At 63.8% G+C, this 24,571-nt stretch carries 21 protein-coding genes and 3 pseudogenes; 4 read left to right on the top strand and 20 right to left on the bottom strand.

The genetic code is table 11. From position 1 onward, the window contains the following. Positions 1 to 60: 60 nt before the first annotated feature. The 11 genes from ftsA to CUR85_RS12905 form a co-directional block, all read right to left on the bottom strand. The gene (gene ftsA / locus CUR85_RS12955) at positions 61 to 1,395 is read right to left on the bottom strand and encodes a cell division protein FtsA (RefSeq protein ID WP_067263257.1); all 1,335 of its coding nucleotides are present in this window, start codon (positions 1,393 to 1,395) and stop codon (positions 61 to 63) included. 30 nt (positions 1,396 to 1,425) lie between these two features. Beyond that, positions 1,426 to 2,307, bottom strand: coding sequence for a cell division protein FtsQ/DivIB (locus CUR85_RS12950; RefSeq protein ID WP_067263255.1), 882 nt, complete (start codon positions 2,305 to 2,307; stop codon positions 1,426 to 1,428). After that, positions 2,295 to 3,218, bottom strand: coding sequence for a D-alanine--D-alanine ligase (locus CUR85_RS12945; protein WP_082852017.1), 924 nt, complete (start codon positions 3,216 to 3,218; stop codon positions 2,295 to 2,297). Before CUR85_RS12945 ends, CUR85_RS12950 begins: the two co-directional genes overlap by 13 nt. Before the next feature lie 85 nt (positions 3,219 to 3,303). Continuing rightward, the gene (gene murB / locus CUR85_RS12940) at positions 3,304 to 4,251 is read right to left on the bottom strand and encodes a UDP-N-acetylmuramate dehydrogenase (RefSeq protein ID WP_067263251.1); all 948 of its coding nucleotides are present in this window, start codon (positions 4,249 to 4,251) and stop codon (positions 3,304 to 3,306) included. 39 nt (positions 4,252 to 4,290) lie between these two features. Next, complete coding sequence (locus CUR85_RS12935; protein WP_067263249.1) at positions 4,291 to 4,590, bottom strand: hypothetical protein; 300 nt, start codon at positions 4,588 to 4,590, stop codon at positions 4,291 to 4,293. Further along, a complete protein-coding gene (locus CUR85_RS12930; RefSeq protein WP_067263246.1) occupies positions 4,587 to 4,853 on the bottom strand; it encodes a DUF2484 family protein in 267 nt (88 codons plus the stop codon). The genes CUR85_RS12935 and CUR85_RS12930 overlap by 4 nt, the downstream gene beginning before the upstream one ends. Further along, positions 4,850 to 5,014 (bottom strand): DUF2484 family protein, encoded by a 165-nt coding sequence (locus tag CUR85_RS12925; protein ID WP_343245451.1) that lies wholly within the window; start codon positions 5,012 to 5,014, stop codon positions 4,850 to 4,852. Before CUR85_RS12925 ends, CUR85_RS12930 begins: the two co-directional genes overlap by 4 nt. Before the next feature lie 82 nt (positions 5,015 to 5,096). After that, entirely contained in the window at positions 5,097 to 6,515 is a 1,419-nt protein-coding gene (gene murC, locus CUR85_RS12920) for a UDP-N-acetylmuramate--L-alanine ligase (RefSeq protein WP_136720177.1), read from the bottom strand. Beyond that, complete coding sequence (locus CUR85_RS12915) at positions 6,512 to 7,636, bottom strand: UDP-N-acetylglucosamine--N-acetylmuramyl-(pentapeptide) pyrophosphoryl-undecaprenol N-acetylglucosamine transferase (RefSeq protein WP_067261786.1); 1,125 nt, start codon at positions 7,634 to 7,636, stop codon at positions 6,512 to 6,514. The genes murC and CUR85_RS12915 overlap by 4 nt, the downstream gene beginning before the upstream one ends. Then, a complete protein-coding gene (gene ftsW / locus CUR85_RS12910; RefSeq protein WP_067261784.1) occupies positions 7,636 to 8,802 on the bottom strand; it encodes a putative lipid II flippase FtsW in 1,167 nt (388 codons plus the stop codon). The genes CUR85_RS12915 and ftsW overlap by 1 nt, the downstream gene beginning before the upstream one ends. Positions 8,803 to 8,975: 173 nt before the next feature. Beyond that, positions 8,976 to 9,503 carry a peroxiredoxin-like family protein gene (locus CUR85_RS12905; RefSeq protein WP_067261783.1) on the bottom strand — a complete coding sequence of 176 codons (528 nt, stop codon included), beginning with the start codon at positions 9,501 to 9,503 and terminating at the stop codon, positions 8,976 to 8,978. Between the two features lie 111 nt (positions 9,504 to 9,614). On the opposite strand from CUR85_RS12905, the gene CUR85_RS12900 reads away from it, so the two are divergent. Then, the gene (locus CUR85_RS12900; RefSeq protein ID WP_067261781.1) at positions 9,615 to 10,790 is read left to right on the top strand and encodes a BaiN/RdsA family NAD(P)/FAD-dependent oxidoreductase; all 1,176 of its coding nucleotides are present in this window, start codon (positions 9,615 to 9,617) and stop codon (positions 10,788 to 10,790) included. Positions 10,791 to 10,798: 8 nt separating this feature from the next. Here CUR85_RS12900 and murD read toward each other — a convergent pair whose 3' ends face one another. Beyond that, positions 10,799 to 12,199: a UDP-N-acetylmuramoyl-L-alanine--D-glutamate ligase gene (gene murD, locus CUR85_RS12895; RefSeq protein WP_067261779.1), complete on the bottom strand. Its 1,401-nt coding sequence runs from the start codon at positions 12,197 to 12,199 to the stop codon at positions 10,799 to 10,801. Between the two features lie 73 nt (positions 12,200 to 12,272). Here murD and CUR85_RS12890 point away from each other — a divergent pair, with 73 nt between their 5' ends. After that, positions 12,273 to 13,199, top strand: a complete 927-nt coding sequence (locus CUR85_RS12890) for a glutaminase (RefSeq protein WP_067261778.1) — start codon at positions 12,273 to 12,275, stop codon at positions 13,197 to 13,199. Positions 13,200 to 13,203: 4 nt separating this feature from the next. Here CUR85_RS12890 and mraY read toward each other — a convergent pair whose 3' ends face one another. From mraY to mraZ, 7 genes and pseudogenes are all read right to left on the bottom strand, one after another. After that, on the bottom strand, positions 13,204 to 14,286 hold the full coding sequence (gene mraY / locus CUR85_RS12885) for a phospho-N-acetylmuramoyl-pentapeptide-transferase (protein WP_067261776.1): 1,083 nt from the start codon (positions 14,284 to 14,286) through the stop codon (positions 13,204 to 13,206). A 39-nt stretch (positions 14,287 to 14,325) separates the two neighbouring features. Next, positions 14,326 to 15,759, bottom strand: coding sequence for a UDP-N-acetylmuramoyl-tripeptide--D-alanyl-D-alanine ligase (locus CUR85_RS12880; protein ID WP_067261774.1), 1,434 nt, complete (start codon positions 15,757 to 15,759; stop codon positions 14,326 to 14,328). Next, positions 15,756 to 17,237, bottom strand: coding sequence for a UDP-N-acetylmuramoyl-L-alanyl-D-glutamate--2,6-diaminopimelate ligase (locus tag CUR85_RS12875; RefSeq protein ID WP_067261772.1), 1,482 nt, complete (start codon positions 17,235 to 17,237; stop codon positions 15,756 to 15,758). The genes CUR85_RS12880 and CUR85_RS12875 overlap by 4 nt, the downstream gene beginning before the upstream one ends. Before the next feature lie 12 nt (positions 17,238 to 17,249). Continuing rightward, positions 17,250 to 19,036, bottom strand: a pseudogene (locus CUR85_RS12870) (peptidoglycan D,D-transpeptidase FtsI family protein). Further along, positions 19,033 to 19,407: a cell division protein FtsL gene (gene ftsL / locus CUR85_RS12865; RefSeq protein ID WP_067261787.1), complete on the bottom strand. Its 375-nt coding sequence runs from the start codon at positions 19,405 to 19,407 to the stop codon at positions 19,033 to 19,035. The pseudogene CUR85_RS12870 and the gene ftsL overlap by 4 nt, the downstream one beginning before the upstream one ends. 3 nt (positions 19,408 to 19,410) lie before the next feature. Continuing rightward, positions 19,411 to 20,393, bottom strand: a pseudogene (gene rsmH / locus CUR85_RS12860) (16S rRNA (cytosine(1402)-N(4))-methyltransferase RsmH). A gap of 4 nt (positions 20,394 to 20,397) precedes the next feature. Beyond that, positions 20,398 to 20,889: a division/cell wall cluster transcriptional repressor MraZ gene (gene mraZ, locus CUR85_RS12855; RefSeq protein WP_082851962.1), complete on the bottom strand. Its 492-nt coding sequence runs from the start codon at positions 20,887 to 20,889 to the stop codon at positions 20,398 to 20,400. 925 nt (positions 20,890 to 21,814) lie between these two features. Here mraZ and CUR85_RS12850 point away from each other — a divergent pair. Next, on the top strand, positions 21,815 to 22,432 hold the full coding sequence (locus CUR85_RS12850; RefSeq protein ID WP_280322681.1) for a hypothetical protein: 618 nt from the start codon (positions 21,815 to 21,817) through the stop codon (positions 22,430 to 22,432). 18 nt (positions 22,433 to 22,450) lie between these two features. Here CUR85_RS12850 and CUR85_RS12845 read toward each other — a convergent pair. After that, a pseudogene (locus tag CUR85_RS12845) lies at positions 22,451 to 23,514 on the bottom strand (Mrp/NBP35 family ATP-binding protein). Between the two features lie 629 nt (positions 23,515 to 24,143). Here CUR85_RS12845 and CUR85_RS12835 point away from each other — a divergent pair. Beyond that, entirely contained in the window at positions 24,144 to 24,347 is a 204-nt protein-coding gene (locus CUR85_RS12835) for a DUF1127 domain-containing protein (RefSeq protein WP_271693367.1), read from the top strand. Positions 24,348 to 24,571: the final 224 nt, after the last annotated feature.

The raw sequence follows: 24,571 nt of genomic DNA, 5'->3' as shown, positions 1-24,571 counted from the left end.
AATATGGGCAGAAACTTGCCAGTTTCCGCCTTATCTCGGGCTTCTCACCCGATATTGGGGTCACCAGTTGTCTCTAAACCATTTCACCGCGCGTTTGAGCGAGCGGGACGGGTAGCGATCGGCAGGGATGTCGAAATCCCACCATTCGTCCTGCGGATGCGCCGCGAAAAGCGCAAGCCCCACGGCAGAGGCGAAGCCCGGCCCGGTCGCGGCCTGCGGCAGCCCATGCACGCGCAGTGGGCGCCCCAGACGAACCTGCTGGCCAAGGATCTTGCTGGCCAGCCCGTCAAGGCCCGGTATCTGACTGCCCGCCCCGGTAAGCACAATCTGTTGGCTTGGCAAGTGGTCGAAACCGGCGGCATCCAGCCGAACGCGGACCTCTTCGAGGATCTCTTCGACACGCGGGCGCATGATGCCGATCAGCTCCGCCCGGCTGGCGGTGCGGCGGTCGTGTTCGTAATCGCCGGTCTCGCCGCCGATCTCGATCATGTCGCGGTCGTCCATGCCGGTGGCATGCACCCCGCCGTAGAAGGTCTTGATCCGCTCGGCATTGGCCATCGGCACTTGCAGACCCATGGAGATGTCGGAGGTGACGTGATCCCCGCCCATCCGCACCGTATCGGCATAGATCATATGTTTCTTGATAAAGATCGACAGGCCCGTGGTGCCACCGCCAAAGTCGATACAGGCGGCACCTAGCTCTTGCTCATCCTCGACCAGCGCCGAAATGCCCGAAGCGTAGGAGGATGAGGCGATCCCGGCCAGTTCCAGATCACAGCGTTTGATGCAATGGGCCAGATGCTGCACCGTATCGGCGTCGACGGTCAGCATATGCATGTCCACCGAGAGGCTGTTGCCCAGCTGGCCGCGCGGGTCGGCCAGACCGCTGCGGTGATCCAGCGCGAAGTTCACCGGCTGGGCGTGCAGCACCTCGCGGCCCTCGCCATATTCCGGCACGTCGCAGCCCGCCAGCACACGCGCCACGTCCTGCTCCGAGACCGATTGCCCCTCCAACTCGACCGAGGCGTCGAGCCCATAGCTGCGCGGCTCCCCGCCCGAGAAACAAGCGATGACGTGATCGACGCGGATGCCAGCCATTTTCTGTGCGGCCTGAAGCGCGGTGCGGATCGCGCGCTCGGTCTCGCCCATGGCGCAAATCTCACCAAAACGGACCCCGCGTGAGCGGGTGGTCGCCGCCCCGATGACCCGGAACCCAGACTGCCCGGCCAAGGACCCGATGTCGCCACTGTCGCTATCAAGCCCGGCACCGTCAAAGCGCAGCACCAGACAGGCGATCTTGGAGCTGCCCACATCCAAAATGGCGACCACCCCGCGTTGGATCGCCAATTTGCGCATGTGCCGCATCGAACGCTGACTGTCGTATAGGTCCATCATTTCGTTACTGTCCCGATTCCAATGGCCATCTTACTGGCCGGAAAGCTGCCTGATGTGCCACCATTCGCGGGTGGCATCTTCGTTCATTCTAAGGGTCGGTCTTGCCGCCAACCGCATGTCCACACGCGCCACATCCCGCGTAAGAACCTCTTGGGCGCCTTCCAGCGCGATCACCCGTTCCAGCGCTTGCAGCGCGTTTTCTTCGGGCAACATGATCGTTTGATCGCGGTCCAGCACCACGTCCCAGCGGCGCTGGCCGACGCGGACCAAACCGCGCAGCCGGTCGCCCAAGACATTCGCGGCCCCGATCAGCTTGAGCGCCTCCGGCACCGCTTTGTCGGCCCCTGCCCCCGCGATCAGCGGCAGGTCGGCATGATCGCGCCGCGCCTCGATCCGTGCCACATGGGCACCGGTATTGTCCACCAGCGCCAGCCCCGTTTCACTGCGCCAGACGGCCACAGGCACGCGCGGGGTCACGTCGATTTGCAGCACGCCGCCGGGGCGGATGCGCACATTGGCCTGTTTTACCCCGTCGATGTCGGTGATCTTCTCACGGATTTGCGGCAGGTCGAGATCGAAGGAGGACAGCGGAAATTCCAGCGGCAGCGCGGTGCGGATTTCGGTCGAGAGCATGTCGCTCGCCCCGTCGATGGCCATGAGTTTGACCATGAACTCGGGCCGCTCTTCGATGCTGGCGCGCACGTCGGCGATGGCCTGCACCACGGTGCCGCGCCGCTCTTCGTCCGCCATATAGATCGTGCCCGCCAGCAGGCTCAGCGTGAAGGGCAGCCCCACGCGCAGGGCAAAACGGAACCCCGGCGTCAGCATCAACCGCTGCATGCGCCATGACCACCGCGACGGGGCGGGATCGGCCTTGACCGTTTCCGGGCGGCGGCGGATCAGCGATCGCATGTAGCGTCCTCCACCATCCAGGCGCAAAGCTCAGGGAATGAAATGCCGCAGGCCGCGGCCTGCTCGGGCGAGAGCGAAGTGGCAGTCATGCCGGGCTGGGTGTTGGTCTCCAACAGGATCAGCCCCTCTGGGCCGCGCGCCTCGTCCCAGCGAAAATCGGTGCGGCTGATGCCCTTGCAGCCAAGCGCCGCATGGGCGCGGCGGGCATAGTCGAAACACAGATCGGTGATCTCTTGCGGCAGATCGGCGGGCACCACATGGCGCGAGCCGCCGGGCTTGTATTTTGCGTCATAGTCATACCAGCCGGTGGTGATGATATCCGTCACCGCCAGTGCCCGGTCGCCCATCACGGTGGTGGTCAACTCACGCCCCGGCGCGAAAGTCTCGACCATCACCTCGGCGGGCATGTCTTCGGACAGTTGCGGCGGGCCGTTGTTTTCCTCGGCCACGAGGTAGACCCCAACCGAAGAGCCTTCGTTATTGGGTTTGACCACATAGGGCGGCGCCATGACATGGGCGGCCATCACATCGGCCTTGGGCGCGATCACGCTTTCCAGCACGGGCAGCCCCGCGTGGCGGAACACATCCTTGGAGCGCTGCTTGTCCATCGCAAGCGCCGAGGCCAGCACGCCGGAATGGGTGTAGGGCAGCTTGAGCCACTCCAGCAACCCCTGCACACAGCCATCTTCGCCCCAACGGCCATGCAGGCAATTCAGAACGGCATAGGGGTTAAGATCGGCCAGAACGGCTGGAAGATCGCGGTCGGCTTCGACCTCGATCACGTTATATCCGCCATGTTCCCGCAAGGCAGCGGCGCATGCACGCCCACTGGACAGGGACACCTCATGCTCGGCCGAGGGGCCACCCATCAATACCGCCACTGTCGGGGTCTGTCCGCTCGACTTACCCACCAAAGTGCCTCTTCGCCTCGGACCGTTTGCGGCCCCTATCGTTGTTTTCTTTGCTTCTGCCGTGGCTTAGCTGCTGCGCCGCGGCTTAGCTTTGCGGCGCCGGATCGCCCAATTTCTCACCGACGCGCTTAATTTCCCATTCTAGCCTTATACCGCTTGAAGCGTAAACCTTTTTTCGCACCTCTTCGCCCAATGTCTCAAGATCATGGGCCGTGGCGCCGCCGGTGTTGATCAGGAAATTTGAGTGTTTCGGGCTCATCTGCGCGCCGCCTACGGTGGCCCCGCGCATCCCGGCGTCATCGATCACCTTCCACGCCTTCAAATCATGCACATCATCCGCCTTCCCGGTCGAAGAGAAGCCCGCTGGGTTGCGGAAAGTGGAGCCGGCGCTGCGGTCTTTCGTGGGCTGGCTCTCATCCCGTTTGGCAAGCTGCTGCTCCATCCGGGTGTGAAGCTCCTCCGGCACGCCTTTGGGCGGCGCAAAGGTCGCCCCGATCAGCACCGCGCCGGGCGAGAGATCGCTCTGCCGGTAGCGGAAGTTGAGGTCATCTGCCGTCAGGGTCACCACCTCGCCCGCGCGGGTCACAGCCTGAGCCGAGACGAAGTGATCCGCCGTGTAGCTGCCGTAACAGCCCGCATTCATACGCAACGCGCCGCCGATGCTGCCGGGAATGGTGCGCAGAAAGGTCAGGTCCAGCCCCGCATCCGCCGCCTTGCGTGCCACATGGGCGTCGAGCGCTGCGGCCCCCGCCGTCACCTGATCGCCGTCGATCTCAATCCCGTTGAAACCCCGGCCCAGCCGGATCACCACCGCCCGCAGCCCGCCGTCGCGCACGATGAGATTGCTGCCCACGCCCATGGGGAAAACCGTCACCCCTTGCGGCAAACGCCGCATGAAAAGGCACAGGTCCTCCACATCGGCGGGTTGGAACAGGTAATCCGCAGGGCCGCCGACGCGGAGCCATGTCAGGTCGCTCAGGGCGCGATTTGGGGTCAGCCTGCCGCGCAGGTCGGGGATATTCAGCTTAATCATGGCGCCGCACTTAGCGCATTTGCACGGCAGGGCAAACCATCAAGAAGACGGCGGATCGACGCGGCTTTCGCGCCAGCGTTTGGCCACCCGCCCCGCAAGCCAGCCCAGCCCGAAACCGCCCACCGCATAGAATAGGACGGAAAGCTGCGCCAAAAGCGCATGCGGCTCGAACACCCGCGCATCCAGCCCGAAAACCATCCATGTGGCATTGAGCGCAAAGCCTGCCGCCAGTACAAGAAAGAACCACAGCACGCGGGCGCGAAAACCGGTCCAGATACAGGCGATCATCCAGACCGCAAAGACCGAGAGCAGCGCCACGAGGGTCGGCGTCAGGGTCATTCCGCCGGGCCTTTGACCCGGCCTGCCCCGCGGCGCAGCCAGCGCACGAAATAGACCACGGGCCAGCGCAGCACCGAACAGCCCCCCGCCAGCACCAATAGGCCCAGCCACGGCCCGTGCTGAGCGGTGACGAAACCCACAATCGGTATGCCCACGGCGATCAGCAGATAGGCGCTGCGCCAGTGGGAATCCTTGCTCGGCGTCATGGCAAGGATATTGGCGATCACGAACCAGAAACAGGCAAGGATGAGAGAGAGGCTCATTTCGGCAGCTCCGGCTTTTGGCCCCGCAGCCGCGCCCAGAGATAGCGCAGCGGATTGCGGAACATCGACAGGAACGCCAGCAGCGCCAAAAGCGCATAGGCCCATGACTGGGTCACACCGATGGCGATGATCAGCAAGGGCGCGGCAATCAGCAGAACCACCCCGGCAGGTATTGAGAGCGCAGCGGCAGCATGGCCACGGTCACGGCGGCGAAGACCCAGAGGATCGACAGCCAGACGAGGGTCACGCAGCCGCCCCCTTGGCCGCGCGCAGCGCCTCGGGCAGGTCATTGGCCCATCCGCTGATCGTACCCGCCCCAAGGCAGACCACCATATCGCCGGGGCGCGCCTCGCGCAGGACCAGTTGCGTCAGCGCCTCGGCATCTTCGACCGCATAGGCATGGCGATGGCCGTGCTGGATCAACCCCGCGACCAGCCCATCTCGGTCGGCACCGGGAATGGGCTCTTCGCCCGCGGCATAGACATCGGCGATGCCCACCACATCGGCATCGTTAAAACAGGCGCAGAACTCGTCAAAGTGATGCGACAGGCGGGAATAGCGGTGCGGCTGGTGCACGGCGATCACGCGGCCCGCGCTGGCCTGCCGCGCGGCTTTCAGCACGGCGGCGATCTCAACCGGGTGGTGGCCGTAGTCATCAATAATGGTCACGCCGTCCACCTCGCCCACGCGGGTAAAGCGGCGGTTCACCCCGCCAAAACTGCCTAAAGCGTCGCGGATTTGCTCAAGCTTCATCCCAAGGTGCCGCGCCACGGTCACCGCCGCCAGCGCGTTTGATACGTTGTGATCGCCGGGCATCGGCAGGGCGCAGTTTTTGATCACCCTGTCTTCGGACTGAAGATGCACGTCGAAATGCGCCACGCCGTCTTTGTAATGCAGCCCCACGGCGCGCACATCGGCCTGCGCGTTGAACCCATAGGTCATGACGCGCCGGTCGGTGAGCTTGCCCACAAGCGACTGCACTTCCGGGTGATCGGTGCAACAGACCGCCAGCCCGTAGAAGGGAATGTTCGAGACGAAGTTCAAAAACCCCTGCCGCAGCGTGTCGAAGTCGCCCCAATGCTCCATATGCTCGGGGTCGATATTGGTGACGATGGCGATGGTGGCGGGCAAGCGGTTGAAACTGCCGTCGCTCTCATCCGCCTCGACCACCATCCAGTCGCCCTGCCCCATCCGCGCGTTGGAGCCATAGGCGTGGATGATGCCGCCGTTGACGACCGTGGGGTCGATACCGCCTGCGACCAGCAGTTCTGCGACCAGCGTGGTGGTCGTCGTCTTGCCATGGGTCCCCGCTACGGCGATGTTGGACTTGAGCCGCATCAGCTCGGCCAGCATCTCGGCCCGGCGGACGACCGGCAGGCCACGGCGGCGCGCCTCGTCCAACTCGGCATTGCCCGGCTTGATCGCCGAAGAGATCACGACCACCGCCGCGCCTTCGATATTCTCAGCCGCCTGCCCCTCGAAGATGCGCCCGCCCAATTCGGCCAGCCGCACGGTGATCTTGGTGGTTTTGAGGTCCGACCCCTGCACCTTGTAGCCGTGGTTCAAAAGCACTTCGGCGATGCCGGACATGCCGATGCCGCCGATGCCGACGAAATGGATCGGGCCGACATCGGTCGGCAGTTTGGTGGCGGCGGCGTTCATTGCGGGTGTTCCTCTTCTGCGGGGGTGAGCGTGCCTTGGGCAGCGAGCTGCTCAACCATATCGGCCAATGTCTCGGCCGCATCGGGTTTGCCGACCGAAAGCGCGGCGCGCGCCATCTGCATTGCCCCTTCGGGCATCTCAAGCACGGCGAGGATCTGGTCGGTCATGATATCTGGATTGGCCTTGCGTTCGGGCACCATGATCGCAGCCCCGGCCTCGACCAAGCCGCGGGCATTGGCGCTTTGGTGATCCCCCGCCGCGGCGGCAAAGGGGATCAGGATCGACGGACGCCCGATCACCGACAGGTCGGCCACGCTGGAGGCACCGGAGCGGCTGATCACCAGCTGCGCCTCGGACATGCGGCGGGGCACATCGTCAAAGAAGGGGCGCACATCGGCGCTGATGCCGGATTCGGCGTAGTAGTCCGCCACCCGCTGGCCGTCTTCGTCGCGGGCCTGATGGCTGACGCGGATGTTGCGGATCATGTTCATCGGCAGGGCCGCAAGCGCCGGGGGCACCACGTCCGAGAGGATGCGCGCGCCTTGGCTGCCGCCCATGACCAAAACCTCCATCGGGTAGTCACCCGGCGGGATATAGGCGGCACCGGCGCGGTCCAGCACGGCGGCGCGAACGGGATTGCCCACATGCCAGCCCTGCACGCCCTCGGGCAGTTTCGTGGGCCAGATGCCGCAGGCCACGGCGTGAACCCGTTTGGCAAAAATCTCATTCACGCGGCCCAGAATGCCGTTCTGCTCGTGGATCATCCGGGGCATGCGCAGCGCCCAAGCGGCGCCGAGCGCGGGGATCGACGGATAGCCGCCAAAGCCTACCACGACCGATGGCCGGTCGCGCAGCATGTTGAGGCTAGAGCGGACCACACCGGCGGCAATGCGGAAGGGCACCAAGGCTTTGGCCACCACGCCGCCCCGGGCAAAGGTGGCGCTGCTGATCTGGGTAATCTCGACCGCTTCGGGAAAGCCGCCGGTATAGCGCGCGCCGCGCGCATCGGTGCTGAGCTTCACACGCCAGCCGCGCTTCAACATCACCTCGGCCAAGGCCTGCGCGGGAAACATATGCCCACCGGTTCCCCCGGCGGCGATGATCAACAGTGGGGCGGCCATCAGCGGCGGCCCCGACCCAGAATATCGCTGATCTCACCCTGCGGGCGGGTCCGGGTAAAGGCCAACAGCATGCCCACGGCGATGCCGCTGGCGATCACTGAAGAGCCGCCGTAGCTCACGAAAGGTAGGGTCATGCCCTTGGCGGGCAAAAGCCGCACTGCCACACCCATGTTGATCATTGCCTGTACTCCGAATGTGCAGGCCAGCCCGGTTCCGGCCAGCCGGATGAAGGGGTCACGCTCGCGCACCAGACGCAGCAGCGACCGGACGACCACGACAGTATATAGGGCGATAATGCAGACGACCATGATCAGGCCATATTCCTCGGCGGCGACGGCGATGATGAAGTCGGTATGCGCATCGGGCAGCGACCATTTCACCTCGCCTTCGCCCACGCCTACGCCGAAAAGCCCGCCCTCGCGGATGGCGTTTGTGGCATAGCCAAGCTGGGTGGTGGGATCGACATCGACGCTGAGAAAGCCGTCGATCCGCCGGGCGAAGTGTTCGGAATTGGAATAGGCGAAGGTGCCCGCCAGAACGACGAGCCCCGCCATACCGACCAGCAGCACCATCGGCGCGCCGGCCACGAAATACATCACCCCCCAGCCGAACAGCACAAGGCAAGCCTGCCCAAAGTCGGGCTGCATCGCCAGCATCAACACGATAGAGATACAAAGCGCGAAGGACCACGATTTGCCCGGAGGGCCGTTGATCTCGGTCGCGGCGGCCATCATCCATGCGGCAGCGACCATGAAACCGGGTTTCAGGAATTCGGAGGGCTGGAACGAGGCGAAACCCAGCGAATACCAGCGCGTCGCCCCCTTGCCAAAATCGGTGCCGAAGAAAGGCAACAGCGCCAGTGCCACGAAGGCGACCACGAAGCCCAGCACCGCCAGACGCCGCACCAGCACCGGGGACATCATCGAGGTCAGCAACATCGCGATCAGCGCCAATCCGCCGAAGAACGCCTGCCGCTGCACATAGTGGAAAGCATCAAAGCCGTTTTTTGCGGCCAAGGGCGGGGATGCTGCCAGCCCCAAAAGCATGCCAACGGCAAAGAGGATCAACACGCAGGACAAAGCCCAACGGTCGACCGTGCGCCACCATTTTGGAAGGATCGGTTCACCATCTCGCACCGGGACCGCGCCATAGACCATCTCTGTCATGGGTATCTGCCTTAACTGCCTCAACGGCCCCTTTGCGGGTCTCATCCGGGCAGAATAGCCCGAATTGTCATATGAAGCTAGTGCATTTCACCCCGCTAAGGCGGGCGGGGTCAGCGGGGCATTGCCAAGCCCCGCCGCCGGGCGATCAGGTCGCCCTTTCAGGTCGCGCGCAATCAGGCGGCCTTATGGGTGCCGCGCACCGGGTAGCCCTTGTCGCGGACGAATTTGAGGCCGTTCAGCAGACCTTCCAACTCGGGCCGCGCGAATGGCGCGTTGGAAATGTCGATGATCTGCAATTTGCCCTCATCGTTGATGACAAAGGTCGCAGGTTCGGCGAAGGGCCGGTCGGTCTCCTGCGGGCTGCGCGGGTCAGAGATGTAGAGCCCCAGTTCCGCCATCTGGTCGAGGCTCAGATCATAGCCGATAGGCAGGGTCAGGCTGTCTTCCTCGGCCATGGCCTTGGCCTTCTCCTCGGGATCACCAGAGACAGCAATCACATCGACGCCAATCTCATGGAACTGGCTTTGCAGCTTTTCCAATTGCGCGAGATACTTTTTGCAAATCGGGCAGTGCAGGCCGCGGTAGACCACCACCAACTGCCAATCGCGCCCCTCTTGTGGCTGGCCCAAGGTCAGCGTGCCGCCGCCGAGCTTGGCCACGTCCATCTTCGGAAAATCTTGTTCTGCGGTCAGTTTGGTCATTCTCTGCTCCTTTCGTCAGTTGCGTTGCACCCCAGCTATGGCGCCTTGGCAAAGCGGCAACCGGTCTCACGTCTTCTTGACCGGGGCCGCGCATTGAGGCAGAGCGCGCCCATGCAAGTCGATACAGCCATTATCGGAGCCGGTGCCGCAGGCATGATGTGCGCTGCCCATGCGGGCGGGCGGGTGCTGGTGGTGGACCATGCCAAAGCCCCGGGCGAGAAGATCCGCATCTCGGGCGGCGGGCGCTGCAATTTCACCAATATGTACTGCGAACCGCAGGCCTTTCTGAGCCAGAACCCGCATTTCGCCAAATCCGCTTTGGCCCGCTACACACAGTGGGATTTCATCGAACTGGTCGACCGTCACGGCATCGCTTGGCATGAGAAAACCCTCGGCCAGCTTTTCTGCGACACCAGCGCGAAAGAGATCATCGCCATGCTGCGCGGGTTGATGCAGCAGGCCGGGGTCGATCTGCAACTGAAGAGCAGCGCCAACAATTTCGCGAAGGTCGATGGGCAGTTCAGCTTCGACCTGCAAGCGCCTGATAAGTCGGTGAAAGTCACGGCCCGAAACCTCGTGATCGCCACCGGGGGCAAGTCGATCCCCAAGATGGGCGCGACCGGGGTCGCCTATGACATCGCGCGCCAATTTGGGCTGAGCGTCACCGATACGCGGGCCGGGCTGGTGCCCTTTACCTTTGCCGAAGGCCGCTTTGCGCCGCTGGCCGGTGTCGCCACCCCGGCGCGTATTACCGCCGGAGAGGCCGCGTTTGACGAGGCGCTGCTCTTTACCCATCGCGGTCTCTCTGGCCCCGCCGTCTTGCAGGCGTCCTCCTACTGGCGCGAAGGCGAGCCGATCACCGTGAACCTCGCCCCCGAAGGCACCCTCTTGGACGCGCTCCGCGACCAGCGGCAACGCGCGGGGCGGCGGAACTTCACCACCGTTCTCGCGCAACACCTCCCCGCGCGGCTGGTGGAACATCTGGGGCAGACGTTCGACCTGTCGGGGAATCTGGCGGATTGGTCGGACGCGCGGCTTTCCGCATTCATCACAGGCATCGAGAACTGGCAGCTTCACCCCGGCGGCACCGAAGGATATCGCACGGCAGAGGTCACACTGGGCGGGGTTGATACCGACGGGCTATCCTCCAAGACCATGGCGGCGAAAGAGGTGCCGGGGCTCTATTTCATCGGCGAGGCCGTGGATGTGACCGGCTGGCTCGGCGGGTATAACTTTCAGTGGGCGTGGTCTTCGGGCATGGCGGCGGCACGGGCGATTGCGGGCTAGGCACCGCCCTACTCCGCCAGCACCTTCTGCACCTGCGCCACGAAATCCTCACCGCGGCGCTCAAAACTGTCGTATTGATCGAAACTCGCCGCCGCCGGGGCCAGCAGGACGACATCGCCCTCTTCGGCCTCTGCCGCCGCCCGCGCCACGGCCTGTTCCATCGTGCCGCAGACTTCGGTCTCTGCGGTGAGTTGCATGGCGAAATGCGCGGCTTCGCGCCCGATCACATAGGCTTTGCGGACCGATCCTTGCGCCTCTGCCAGCCCTTTTAGACCGCCTTCTTTCTCAAGCCCGCCGCAGATCCAGCGGATGTTCTTGAACGCCGCCAGTGCCTTGGCCGCGCTGTCGACATTGGTGGCCTTGCTGTCATTGACGTAGCGGACGCCATGCGCCTCGGCCACGGTCTGGCTGCGATGCGGCAGGCCACCGAAGCTGTGAAACGCCGCCTCGATCACCCGCGGGGCAAGGCCAAGCGCGCGGCAGGCGGCATAGGCGGCGCAGGCGTTCTGGTGGTTATGCGCGCCCGGCAACCCTTGGATGCCGCGCAGGTCGATCGCGCCGACCTGTTTGCCGCGACGATATTCGCTCAAGAACCCCTTGCGGGCAAAGACATGCCAGCCGGGACCGGAAAGCTTGGTCTCGGCGCTAATGCGGATCACACGGTCGTCGCTCGGCCCCTCGCTGAGTTGCCCGGCAAGGAAGCGGCCCTCGGCCTCATCCACGCCGATCACCGCGCGGTCCGGGCCACCTTCGGCAAAGAGGCGACGCTTCGCGGCATAGTAGCCCCCCATCCCCGCATGGCGGTCCAGATGGTCGGGGCTGAGATTGGTGAAAACCGCCACATCCGGCGTCAGCGCGCGCGCCAGTTCGGTCTGGTAGCTGCTAAGCTCCAGCACCACGACCTCCCCATCCACGGCGGGATCGAGGTCCAGCACCCCGCGCCCGATGTTGCCCGCCAGTTGGCAAGGCCGCCCGACATGCTCAAGGATGTGGTGAATAAGCGCCGAAGTCGTCGATTTCCCGTTCGAGCCGGTCACCGCCACCACCCGCGGGGCCACGTCGTAGTGATCCCATGCCAGCGTGGCGAAGCTTTGGAAAAAGAGGCCGATGTCATTGTCCACCGGCACCCCTGCGGCAAGCGCCGATGCCACCACCGGGTTCGGCGCGGGGTAGAGATGCGGGATGCCGGGGCTGACGATCAGCCGGGCGATCTTGTCCAAAGCGCCGGGGGCATTGAGATCGACACAGGCGAAGCCTTCCCGCTCGGCCCGCGCCCGTGCGGCGGGATTGTCGTCCCAGCAGCTGACCTTGGCCCCGCCCGCTTGCAACGCGCGCGCTGCACTCAGGCCCGAGCGGCCCAATCCCAGCACCGCCACGCGTGCGCCTTCCAAGCCCTGTACTGGAATCATCTGCAATCCCCTGCTACCCGTTGACCCCAGAATGGGGCATGATGCGCCCATCACAAGCCAGAGGCCGCCGAAGATGTCCAGCCCCGCCAAACCTGACCTTGACGATGTGTTGCCGCGCCTCAATGCCATGATGCGCGAGGATGACCACTGGGGCGATGTGGCGGCCTATATTCCGCAACTGGCCAAGGTGGACCCGGCGCAATTCGGCATCGCCGTGGTGACGGCGGATGGCAAATGCCATGTGGCGGGCGACACGCAGGTGCCCTTTTCGGTCCAGTCCATCACCAAGGTCTTTACGCTGGCCATCGCCCTTGGCCGCTCGGGCGACCAACTGTGGCACCGCGTGGGGCGGGAGCCTTCGGGCCGGGCTTTTAACTCCATCGTGCAGTTGGAGCAGGAACAGGGCCGGCCGCGCAATCCCTTCATCAACGCAGGTGCGATCGTCACCACGGACGAAGTCTTGGGCAACCGCGAGCCGCGCGAGGCGCTGGCCGAGATCCTGCGTTTCGTGCGCGAAGCGGCGGGGACGGATGACATCCACATCAATGACACGGTCGCCGCCTCAGAGACCGATTTTGGCCACCGCAACTTTGCGCTGGCGCATTTTCTGGCGAGCTACGGGAACCTCATCAACGCGCCGGAACGGACGCTTGGCACCTATTTCCACCATTGCGCGATGGAGATGACGGTGGAGCAACTGGCCATGGCGGGCCGTTTCTTGATCGAAGCGCCGGACGTTCCGCGCTTGGTGGCCCCCAGCCGCATCCGACGGCTCAACGCGCTGATGCTGACCTGCGGGCATTACGACGGATCGGGCGATTTCGCCTATCGCGTGGGCCTGCCGGGCAAGTCCGGTGTGGGCGGCGGCATCCTCGCCATCGTGCCGGGGCGGGCCAGCATCGCGGTCTGGTCGCCGGGGCTCAACCGCTATGGCAACAGCCAAAAGGGCACCGAAGCACTGGCCCTTCTGGCGCGTCACATGGATTGGTCGATCTTTTAAGGGCTTAGCGCACCTTCAGCGTCGCCAGACCCAGCAGGGCGAGGATCAGTGAGATGATCCAGAAACGGATCACGATCTGCGGCTCGGCCCAGCCCTTTTTCTCGTAGTGGTGGTGGATCGGTGCCATCAGGAAGACCCGCTTGCCGGTGCGCTTGAAGTAGAGCACCTGCACGATGACCGAGAGCGCCTCGACCACGAAGAGCCCGCCGACGACCGCCAGCACCAATTCGTGCTTGGTGGCCACGGCGATGGCGCCCAAGGCCCCGCCAAGCGCCAGCGAGCCGGTGTCGCCCATGAAGACGGCGGCGGGCGGCGCGTTGTACCACAGGAACCCGAGGCCGCCACCGAAGAGACCGGCGGTAAAGATCAGGATTTCGCCCGTGCCCGGAACATAATGCACGTCAAGATAATCGGTGAAGTCGACGCGGCCCACGGCATAGGCGATGACGCCAAGCGCTCCGGCGGCGATCATCACCGGCATGATGGCCAGACCATCAAGCCCGTCGGTCAGGTTTACCGCATTGGCCGAGCCGACGATCACGATGATGGCGAAGGGCACGAAGAGCACCCCGAGGTTGATCAGCGTGTCTTTGAACACCGGCAGCGCCATTTGGTACTGCAACTCTGCCGGATGGTATTGCGCGGCCCAATAGCCCGCGATGCCCGCGATCAGAAAGCCTAGCAAAAGCCGCAGCTTGCCCGGCACGCCATCGGTGTTTTGCTTGCTGACCTTGGCGTGGTCGTCGGCATAGCCGATGGCGGCGAAACTCATGGTGACGAAAAGCACCAGCCAGACGAAAGGATTGTCGAGCCGCGCCCAAAGCAGGGTCGAGGTCAGCAAAGCCCCCACGATCAGCAGCCCGCCCATGGTGGGCGTGCCCGCCTTGGCGAAATGCCCCTCTGGGCCGTCATCGCGGATCGGCTGGCCCTTGCCCTGCCGCTTGCGCAGCACTTCGATCAGCGGTTTGCCGAAGATAAAGCCGAACACCAATGCCGTCAGAAACGCCCCGCCCGCGCGGAAGGTGATATAGCGAAACAGGTTAAAAAAATCGCCGCCATCCGACAGCAGCGTCAACCAATAGAGCATATATCGCGTCCTAACTCATCATGTGGGGTGAATCGCCGATCAGGCGGTCGGGACCGGATGGCCCATTTTGCGGATGGCGTCAACAATACCGCCCAGCTTCATCGAAAGCGACCCTTTGATCAGCACGACATCGCCGGAATCAAGCCTTGCGCGGAGTCCTTGCAACATCTCTTCGGCGGTTTCCGTCCAATCGCCGCGCTGATGTTCGGGCAGATTGTCGTAAAAGGCTTTCATCAACGGGCCGACGCAATGCACCACGTCGAGCGCGCGGGTAGCATCCAGATCGGCGAGACCGGCATGCAGCGCCACAGCCTCGGGGCCGAGTTCTTTCATATCGCCGACAAAGGCAATCCGCCGCCCCTTGCTGACGCGCCCGATGTCATGGGTGACTTCCGAGGCGGCCAACACCTCAAGCGCCGCGGCCATGGAGGTTGGGTTGGCGTTATAGCTGTCGTCGATCAATTCCAGCGCCAGATAGGTGTCTATGGGGTCGAGCTGGATGCGCTCACGCACCCCGCGCCCGGCATAGGGCAACCAGCGGCCCAGCGATTGCACGGCCAGCGCCCGATCCGCGCCAAGCGCCTCGGCCACTGCCAGCGCGCCAAGCGCGTTCATCGCGAAATGCCGCCCCGGCGTGGCGATCTTGAAGATCAGCGGCGCGCCTTCGACCTCGGCCTGGGCCACGGTGGCATCGCCCTGAACCTTGACCTCGCCCAGCTTGTAGTGATGGCCTGCCTGACCAAAGGTCGTCTCGCGCAGGCCGCGCTCCAGCGCTTTGGCCAAGACGATTTCGCTATGCGCGTGGTCCGCGTTGATCACCGCCACGCCGCCCGGCTCCATCCCGTCGAAGATGCTGGCTTTTTCCACCGCAATGGCGGCGACATCCTTGAAGGCTTCGAGGTGGACGGCGGCGACATTCGTCACCATCGCCGCATCAGGCCGCGCCTGTTGGGCAAGGGGGGCAATCTCTCCGGGGTGGTTCATGCCGATCTCGATCACCGCGTAATCGGTATCGCGCGGCATCCGCGCCAAAGTCAGCGGCACGCCCCAATGGTTGTTATAGCTGTCGACGCTGGCATGGGCCCGGCCTTGATCGCCAAAGATCGCCAGCAGCATCTCCTTGGTCGAGGTCTTGCCGACGCTGCCGGTCACCGCCGCCACCTTGGCCTGCGGGCCGAGGCGGGCGCGCCCTGCCCGGCCAAGCGCTTCGAGCGCCTGCTGCACATCCTCAACGATCAGCAGCGGCGCATCCGCGGCCACGCCTTCGGGGGCATGGGTCACGAGCGCGGCAGCGGCCCCTTTGTCGAGCGCTTGGGCCACGAATTCATGCCCGTCCCGCGCGGCCTTGAGTGCGACGAAGAGATCGCCGGGCTGCAAGGTCCGTGTGTCGATCGACACCCCGTTGCAAACCCAATCGCCCTGCGCCTGCCCGCCCGTGGCCTCTGCCGCTTCGCTCCCTGTCCAAAGGCTCATGCCAATCTCCCGTCCAGTGCCGCCACGGCCACGCTGGCCTGTTCCACATCGTCGAAAGGCAGCACGTCGTCGCCCACGGTCTGCCCGGTCTCATGCCCCTTGCCCGCGATGAGCAGCGCGTCGCCCGGCTCCAGCGCGTCCACACCGCGCAGGATGGCTTCGGCCCGGTCGCCGACTTCCCAAGCCTCGGGTGCGCCGCCCAGCACGGCGGCACGGATGCTCGCCGGGTCTTCGCTGCGCGGGTTGTCGTCGGTGACGATGACCATATCCGCATGTTGCGCCGCCGCCTGCCCCATCAAGGGCCGTTTGGCCCGGTCCCTATCGCCGCCCGCGCCGACGATGGCGACAAGCCTGCCCATGACATGCGGGCGCATGGCGGCGAGCGCCGTGGCCACCGCATCGGGCGTATGGGCGTAATCGACAAAAACCGCCGCGCCATTGTCGCGGGTGGCGGCAAGCTGCATCCGGCCCCGCACGGTGGTGAGATGCGGCAGCGTGTCGAAGACCTCTTGCGGGTCGGCACCGCAGGCGATGACGAGCCCTGCGGCCAGCAAAACGTTATCGCCCTGAAAACCGCCGATCAGATTGAGCCGCTTTTGATAGGTCTTGCCGCGCCAGCTAAATCGCAGGTCTTGACCCGTGGCATCGAACCGCTGGCCTTGCAGGTGCAGATCGCCCCCGTCGCGGCCTACGGTGATCACCTGACAGCCCCGCGCGCGGGCGATGGCCGCGATGTCGACGCCTTTTTCATCGTCGATATTGACCACCGCCGTGCCGTCTTCGGGCAGGACACGGGCGAAAAGCGCGGCTTTGGCGGCGAAATAGGCCTCGAATGTCTCGTGATAGTCCAGATGGTCTTGGGTAAAGTTGGTAAAGCCCGCCGCCTTGAGCGTCACCCCATCCAGCCGCCGCTGGTCGAGCCCGTGGCTCGACGCTTCCATCGCGGCATGGGTGATGCCATTCGCCGCCGCCTCGGCCAGTGTGCGGTGCAGGGTGATCGGCTCGGGCGTGGTATGGGCCAAGGGGGCGGCCCATGCGCCCTCTACCCCGGTGGTGCCGAGGTTTACGGCAGGCAATCCCATCTCAACCCAAATCTGGCGCACGAAGGTCGAGACCGAGGTTTTCCCATTGGTGCCGGTGACCGCGATCATCGTGGCGGGCTGGCCGCCGAACCAAAGCGCGGCCGTGCGCGCCAGCGCCTCCCGCGGGAGGTCGGAGACCACCAGCGCGGCATCCGAGCCCGCCAATTCCTCGGCGGCGAGTTTGGCGCCCGCCGCATCGGTCAGCACCGCCGCCGCACCCATGCGCAGGGCGTATTGAATGAATTCTGCCCCATGCACACGGCTGCCGGGCAGAGCCGCGAAAAGCGTGCCTTCGCGCACCTCACGGCTGTCGACCGCGATGCCGGTGATCATAGGGTTGGCCCCCGCCCGCGCGGTCAGCCCGAGAGAGGAAAGGGGTACGGCCCGGTCGGTCATAGAGATGTCTTTTCAGTTGCTGCTGGTCAGCGTTAGCACAGCGTCGTTCACCGGTTCAACAGCGGGGCGCAGCCCCAGCAAAGGCGCGATGCGGCGCACCATCTCGGCGGCTACGGGCACGGCGGTCCACCCCGCCGTGCGGCGCGGTTTCGGGCCCGAAGTCTCAACCGGTTCGTCCAGCGTGACGATCAGCACATATTTCGGATCGTTGATCGGGAAGATGCTGGCGAAAGTGTTGATCACCTTGTCGTCGTAATAGCCGCCCGTGGGCTTGGGCTTGTCGGCGGTGCCTGTCTTGCCCGCGATCTGATAGCCCGGCACCTCGGCGAAGCTGGCCGTGCCATCGGTCACCACCTTGCGCAGCATCATCCGCGCCTGCGCGGCGGTCTCTTCGGACATGACGCGGGGGCCGAGTTGGGGGCGGATTGCTTCAGCAACGTGGGTTTTACCGCGCGCCCGCCATTGGCGATGGCGGCATAGCCCGCGGCAAGGTGCATCGGCGTGCTCGACAGCCCGTGGCCGTAGGAGATCGTCACGCTCGACAATTCGGTCCAACGGCTCGGCAAGAGCGGCTTGCCGCCCGAGGCTTCGACGATCTCAAAGGGGGTCGGCTCAAAGAAACCGAGGCTTTTGAGGAACTCCTGCTGCCGTTCGATGCCGATTTCCAGCGCCATCCGGCCCGTGCCCCGGTTCGAGGAATGCACGATGATGTCGGCGACGCTCAGCTTGCCGTAGTTCTTGTTGCGGAATTCACCGATGCGGAAGCCGCCAACCTTCATCGGGCCGGAGGTGTCGATGATCGTGTCGGCGTTAAACAGCCCCAGTTCCACCGCCTGTGCCGCTGCGAAAATCTTGAAGGTCGAGCCCAGTTCATAGACCCCCTGCACCGCGCGGTTGAACAGCGGGCTGTCGGAGGCATCGCCTTGGGTCAAAGGCCGGGGCCGGTTGTTGGGGTCGAAGTCCGGCAGCGAGGCGACCGAGATCACCTCGCCCGTGTGCACATCCATCAGAATGCTGGTCGCGCCCTTGGCGTTCATCAGCTTCATGCCGCCATAAAGCACCCGCTCCGCCGCGGCCTGCACGGTGAGGTCGAGCGACAGCTCTAGGGGTTTGTTGCCATTGGCCGGGTCGCGCAGATAGTCGTCGAAATACTTCTCGGCCCCCGCCACGCCGATCACCTCCGCGGCATGGACGCCTTCCTTGCCATAGCTCGCCCCACCCAGCACATGGGCTGCAAGCGAGCCGTTGGGGTAAAGACGCATGTCGCGCGGCGCGAACAATAGCCCCGGATCGCCGATATCATGCACGGCCTGCATCTGTTCGGGGCTGATTTTCTTCTTGATCCACAGGAACTTGCGCTTGCCCGTGAAATCTTTGATCAGGCGCTCTTCTTTCAGGTCGGGAAAGATTTTGACCAGCTTTTTCGCGGCCATCTCCGGGTCGATCATGTGGCGCGGCTGCGCATAGAGCGCGTGGGTCTCGAAATTGGTGGCCAGAAGGTTGCCGTTCCGGTCCGTGATATCCGCACGCGAGGCCGAGATCACGGCCCCCGGCGCATGGCCGCGCGGCTCAGACGGTTCCGACATCGCCAGCAGCCCCATGCGTCCGCCGATCACGGTGAAGGCACAAAGGAAACAGACACCCAGCACCAGAAGCCGCCCTTCGGCGCGCATCCGCGCCTTGTCACGCATCTGCTCATGGCGGATGCGCTTGTTCTCACGTTCGATCGCATCGGGGTTTTCCCCCTTCTCGCGGGCCTCGAGGATGCGGGCCAGCGGGCGCAGCGGGGTGCGGATCATTCAACCTTCTCCTCGGAAAGACCGTTCAGCGCCTCGTAATTCATGGTCGAGACATCCACAGGATCGGTGATCGGCAGCAAGGGCTGGGGCGGATAGGCGACTTGATCGACCTGGCCGAACTGGCCGGGATGCAGCGGCAACAGGCCCAGACGGTCAAAATTCAGATCCGCCAGATCGCGCAGCCGGGCCGGGCGGTTTTGAAAGGCCCATTCGGCACGCAGCACGGCCAAACGGGCATGGGCCGCGCGGATATTGGCATGCAGCCTGTCGGCATCGCTCAGCGCCTGCTGGGTCGCGTAATTCTCGCGGTAAGCCCAGAAGGCCAATCCAACCACGGCAATGGTGGTGAGGATATACATCACCGTGCGCATCACTCAGATCCCCCTGACCATCGGCATGCCGATGGTTTTCGCGTCAATCTCACCACTGGGCGCATCGGTGCGCGTGGCGACCCGCAGCTTGGCCGACCGGCTGCGCGGGTTCTCTTCCAATTCCTGCGCGTCAGGGCCAATCGCCTTGCGGGATTTCAGCGTGAACTGCGGCGGTGCCTGCTCAAGCGCGGGGGCGAAACGGTTGGCATTGCCCCGGCCCCGGCACGCGCGGTGAGGAAGCGTTTGACCATGCGGTCCTCGACTGAATGAAAGGTCACCACCGCCAGCTTCCCGCCCGGCTTCAACGCCCGCTCGGCGGCCATAAGCCCCTGAAAGAGCTCGCCATATTCATTGTTCACCGCAATCCGCAGCGCTTGGAAACTGCGGGTTGCCGGATGGCTCTGGCCGGGCTTAGCGCGCGGCAGGCAGCCTTCGACCAGCTTTGCCAATTCCAACGTGGTGGTGATCGGCGCGTCTTCGCGGGCGCGGACAATCGCCTTGGCGATCCGGCGCGAGGCGCGTTCTTCGCCATATTGAAAGAGGATATTGGCGATTACCTCTTCCTCGGCCTCGTTGACCAAATCGGCAGCCGAGGGGCCATCTTGGCTCATCCGCATGTCGAGCGGGCCATCTTTCATGAAGGAAAAGCCACGCTCCGCCTGATCGAGCTGCATGGAGGAAACGCCGAGGTCCAGCACCACGCCATCGAGGTCTTGGGCATATTCATCCATGCGCGAGAAGACGCCCTGTTGCATGGTGATCCGATCGCCATAGTCCCCGGCCCATGCCGCCGCCATCTCAAAGGCCAGCGGATCGCGGTCGACAGCCACCACACGCGCGGCTCCGGCCTCAAGCAAGCCGCGGGTGTAGCCGCCCGCGCCAAAGGTGCCATCCAACCAAACCCCCTCTACGGGCGCCACGGCAGATAGGATCGGGCGCAGCAGAACGGGGGTGTGAGGGGCGGAAGGGTCAGAGGCAGCAACCATTCCCTCAGATCTCCATATCACCATCAAGGAACGAGAGCGGATCGACATCGTCGGGCAGTTCCTGCTGCCACGCCTCTTCCTCGGTCTCATAGGTTTCGGGCTTCCAGATCTGGAAGGTGTCACCGGCGGCGATAAAGAACGCCTCGCCGTTGAGTTCGATCTTGTTGCGCAGCTTGGCGGGCAGCACCAAACGGCCCGTCTCATCTACCGTCGTGGGGAAAGACTGGCCGTGGAACAGACGCTGAAGCGCCTTGCGCTGCATGGAGCCCCGCGGCATGCGGTCGATCTTGGCGTCAACCTCTTCGATGGCCTCCATGGTGTAGCACTCAAGGTAGTTGCGGCGGTGATCGCCATAGACGATGACCAGTTCGGGATTGTCGCCGTTCTTCCAGTTCGGGTCGCCAGCCTCCAACACACGCCGAAAAGAGGCTGGGATAGACACCCGCCCCTTCGTATCGACCTTGTGGTGGCTTTCGCCTCTGAACCTGCGGCTCACTTGTTGTCCCTGCCTCTTGCGCCTTTGCGCTTAAACTCGTTATCCGCCTCAATCCCCTGCCCCGGAAATGGAAACGGCGGGTTGATCTGCTGCCACTGATCAACCCGCCGCCCACGTCCCGCAGCTTGGCGGGGGAAGTCCGACTGCGCGCGCCACCTGGGGGGATGTCTGCTCGCTCGCGCGCCGGATCTCTTTGGTCTGATGAAAGCGAGGTGCCTGTATGAAACCTGCTAGGTTTTGATTTATTTTGGGGTCGTTTGCTGCCCCGTGTCCCGTTCTCATCCGATGCATTAGGGATGCCATGGGAATTGATGGGCGTCTAGATATTTTTTGGATTTCCGCCCAATATTTTGTTTTGCACAGGCTGTGAGAACAACATCTGGTATAACTTTTCGCGCGCAGCATGGCTTAATTTGGGATCGTTTAAGTCTGAAACACTATATCTTGTTAACGAATTAGGACCTGCACAATATCCCACAGTTTCCCACTAAAATTTGCTCACATAGTTATCCACAGGACGTGTTCGTTGCCTGTTCTGCAGAATGCGTCCAGGGCGTTCGAATTGCACGCCAGTTCCCGTGGCTGCGAATCGGGTAACACCCCCAATGGCGCAAGGGGCGCCCATGATTTCCCAGACTTCCCATGCATTCCCGCGACTTTTCCCATGACCTCCCAGCGACCCATGCTTTCCCAACCGCACCGCCCCTCCTGACAGCGGTATCTTGTCCTTTCGGCCCACGCACGGCATGTAATGGCGCGAAACGGAGGGAGTGCATCATGATCAAGGCCACGGCTCTATTCACCCACGCGCTGAACATGCTGTTTCACGCGCCCTCGACCACGCTGCGGGTGATCCTGCCTGCGGTGCTCTGGGTGATGGGGCCGCCGCCGCCGCGGGCCTGCTGGCGGGGATGCGCTTGGGGCCATGGATCAGGTGATCGAGAACGCCGCCCCGCCGCCTGCGGGCCAACTTCTGATCCTGATCGCCTGCGGGCTGGCGGGCATTCTTGGCTATGCGCTGATGGCCATCCTCTGGCACCGCTATGTCTTGCTTGATCACGACAGGAGCGCCCTGCGCCCGGGCATGGGGCTGTTCTGGGCCTATGTCTGGCGGGCCATCGTTCTGGGCTTCGTGCAGTTTCTCGCGGCCATTCCCATCGGCCTTGCCATGCTACTTCTGGGCGGGCTGACCGGGTCGAGCCCGGCGGCACTGCTGTTGATCGGACTGGTGGCGGGGGTGGCCTTCCTTTGGCTGGCGCTGCGGCTCAGCCTCGTGCTGCCCGCCGCCGCTCTGGGCCACGTCATGTCGGTCCGCGACAGCTGGCGCGCGACCGAGCCTTTGGCCGGCACACTTTGGGCGCTGGCCGTATTGCTGGCGGTGGTGAACACGCTACTCGGCGTGATCGCCAGCATGTTGCTGCCCGCCGACCCGGGCCTGCGGCTGATGCTGGATTCCCTGCTCTATCTTATAGAGGGGCTGGTTTTCGTCTCGATGCTGACCACACTTTACGGCCACCTGATCGAAGGGCGCGAGCTGGGCTAACCGCCCGCGCCACCCTCATCAGGCCATGCCACCCTCGACCAAGCCCTTTGCGAGCCGGGCATAGGCATCGGCCATCGGCCCCTCGCCCGCGGCGACCGGTGTGCCGCTGTCCCCGGCCAAACGGGTATCGAGATCAATCGGCAGGCTGCCCAAAAGCGGCACGCCCACCTTCTCGGCCTCCGCCGCCACACCGCCTTGGCCGAAGATCTCATGCTGAGAGCCACAATCGGGGCAGACGAATGTCGACATATTCTCGATCAATCCTAGCACCGGGGTTTTCAACGTGGCGAACATGTCGAGCGCCTTGCGCGCGTCGATCAAGGCCACGTCCTGCGGGGTGCTGACCACGATGGCGCCCGAAAGCTCGGACTTGGTGCAGAGCGTCAGTTGCACATCGCCGGTGCCGGGTGGCAGATCGACGAGCAGCACGTCCAGCTCACCCCATTCCACCTGCCCGAGCATCTGCTGCAGCGCGCCCATCAGCATCGGCCCACGCCAGACCACGGCCTTACCCTCTTCCAACATAAAGCCGATCGACATCATGGTCACGCCATGGGCCTGCAAGGGAATGATCGTCTTACCATCGGGGCTCGCGGGGCGCTTGTTGACCCCCATCATGCGCGGCTGGCTGGGCCCATAGATATCGGCATCCAGAAGCCCCACCTTGCGCCCGGCCCGCGCAAGCGCCACGGCGAGGTTGGAACTGACGGTGGATTTGCCCACACCGCCCTTACCCGAGCCGATGGCGAGGATGCGCTTCACGCCGCTGGGTTTCATCGGCCCGCCTTGCGGTTTGGGATGCCCGCCGACCTTGAGACTGGGCGCTTTCGGTGCGGGGCCATGCGCGGTCAGCGCGACCGACACATCACCCACCCCGGCAGATCGCGAACCACCTGCTCTGCCGCGTCGCGCAACGGTGCCATCTGCCGCGCCACATCGGCATTGGGCGCTTCGATGACGAATCGCACCTTATCGCCTTCGACCACCAGCGCGCGGACCAGATCATGGGACAGCAGGCTCTTGCCGTCGGGCAGTTGCACCCGCGCCAGCGCCGCTTCGACTTCTGCTTTGGTCACAGACATGCGCAAATTCTCCTCTATTACGGCTTCTGAAATGGCAGGTTCTGCGCCAAGCGCAAGGGGACGGCCCTTTTTGCATAGGGAAGAGGCGCAATGCCCAAGGATTACGCAGGGGTACCATGTTTTTGCCGCATAGCAGCATTGCAAAAAGAAATATTGTGCACGCGCAGCAATTAGCGCTAACTTAGGTTCATAGGCAGGGCCAAGCGCCTCGCTTTCGGAAAGACCAGACACATTCTTCCTCCTCCCGAATGTGTCTGATTTTACCAAGACTTGGATGCATCCATTCCTCCTCCCGGATGCAGGCAAGTTTGGAAAGACCAGACGCGTCCATCCTCCTCCCGGATGTGTCTGTTATTGGCGGCGACATCTACCTCCTCCCAGATGTCGTCGCCCCCTTTCCCCCCTCCCCATACCTTTCCCCCCTCCCCATATATGACAGTTTTATGACCCTGCGCCCTTTTGCCGCGCGGGCAAAACCGTTTTTTATCAACAACTTGCGCCACTCAGAACCTATGCGCTTTCTGCATAGCGGCATTGACTTTATGCCCGTTGTGCAAATGCAGAAAGGGCGTAAATAGCAGGCAACGAGATGATCCACAGATGAAAAAAGAGGCGCCGAAATGGCTTACATGAACACAACCACCGCAAACACAACTTCCGTCTTCGCCCGTATCGGCGGCGCATTCGAAGCACTGGCAACCCGCTACAAACAGCACCGTCTGTACCGTGAAACTTTCGACGGTCTGAGCGCGTTGAGCAACCGCGAACTGGCCGATCTTGGTCTGAGCCGTTCCGAACTGCGCCGCGTCGCATGGGAATCTTCCCGCGGCTAAGCAGAGATAGAGATCGGACGTCAGAACCCCTCCCTGTTCTGTCGTCTGAAAGCCGGGGTGCGCGTCACTTTCCTCCTCCCTGAATGAGGCGGACCCCGCAAGGAGACCCGAAGCCGACCCTCCCTCGACGCTTCGGGCCGACATAGAAACGGCGGCACCTTCCTCCCAAGGTGTCGTCGTTTTTGTTTGTAAGGTCTTGTTCAGGCAGGCCTTTGGCAGCCCGC

Source organism: Sulfitobacter faviae (assembly GCF_029870955.1).
Classification (GTDB): Bacteria; Pseudomonadota; Alphaproteobacteria; order Rhodobacterales; family Rhodobacteraceae; genus Sulfitobacter; species Sulfitobacter faviae.
This window is presented reverse-complemented; position numbering and strand designations above follow the sequence as displayed.

Bases quoted from the DNA above. Each gene is read 5' to 3' on its own strand.
- CUR85_RS12880 (WP_067261774.1), bottom strand. From the start codon at position 15,759: ATGAGCCTTTGGACAGGGAGCGAAGCGGCAGAGGCCACGGGCGGGCAG.
- CUR85_RS12835 (WP_271693367.1), top strand. From the start codon at position 24,144: ATGAACACAACCACCGCAAACACAACTTCCGTCTTCGCCCGTATCGGC.
- ftsW (WP_067261784.1), bottom strand. From the start codon at position 8,802: ATGACAGAGATGGTCTATGGCGCGGTCCCGGTGCGAGATGGTGAACCG.
- CUR85_RS12915 (WP_067261786.1), bottom strand. From the start codon at position 7,636: ATGGCCGCCCCACTGTTGATCATCGCCGCCGGGGGAACCGGTGGGCAT.
- CUR85_RS12930 (WP_067263246.1), bottom strand. From the start codon at position 4,853: ATGAGCCTCTCTCTCATCCTTGCCTGTTTCTGGTTCGTGATCGCCAAT.
- murD (WP_067261779.1), bottom strand. From the start codon at position 12,199: ATGATTCCAGTACAGGGCTTGGAAGGCGCACGCGTGGCGGTGCTGGGA.
- CUR85_RS12905 (WP_067261783.1), bottom strand. From the start codon at position 9,503: ATGACCAAACTGACCGCAGAACAAGATTTTCCGAAGATGGACGTGGCC.
- CUR85_RS12850 (WP_280322681.1), top strand. From the start codon at position 21,815: ATGGATCAGGTGATCGAGAACGCCGCCCCGCCGCCTGCGGGCCAACTT.
- CUR85_RS12875 (WP_067261772.1), bottom strand. From the start codon at position 17,237: ATGACCGACCGGGCCGTACCCCTTTCCTCTCTCGGGCTGACCGCGCGG.
- ftsA (WP_067263257.1), bottom strand. From the start codon at position 1,395: ATGATGGACCTATACGACAGTCAGCGTTCGATGCGGCACATGCGCAAA.
- murC (WP_136720177.1), bottom strand. From the start codon at position 6,515: ATGAACGCCGCCGCCACCAAACTGCCGACCGATGTCGGCCCGATCCAT.
- CUR85_RS12950 (WP_067263255.1), bottom strand. From the start codon at position 2,307: ATGCGATCGCTGATCCGCCGCCGCCCGGAAACGGTCAAGGCCGATCCC.
- murB (WP_067263251.1), bottom strand. From the start codon at position 4,251: ATGATTAAGCTGAATATCCCCGACCTGCGCGGCAGGCTGACCCCAAAT.
- CUR85_RS12900 (WP_067261781.1), top strand. From the start codon at position 9,615: ATGCAAGTCGATACAGCCATTATCGGAGCCGGTGCCGCAGGCATGATG.
- CUR85_RS12935 (WP_067263249.1), bottom strand. From the start codon at position 4,590: ATGACCCTGACGCCGACCCTCGTGGCGCTGCTCTCGGTCTTTGCGGTC.
- ftsL (WP_067261787.1), bottom strand. From the start codon at position 19,407: ATGCGCACGGTGATGTATATCCTCACCACCATTGCCGTGGTTGGATTG.
- mraY (WP_067261776.1), bottom strand. From the start codon at position 14,286: ATGCTCTATTGGTTGACGCTGCTGTCGGATGGCGGCGATTTTTTTAAC.
- CUR85_RS12890 (WP_067261778.1), top strand. From the start codon at position 12,273: ATGTCCAGCCCCGCCAAACCTGACCTTGACGATGTGTTGCCGCGCCTC.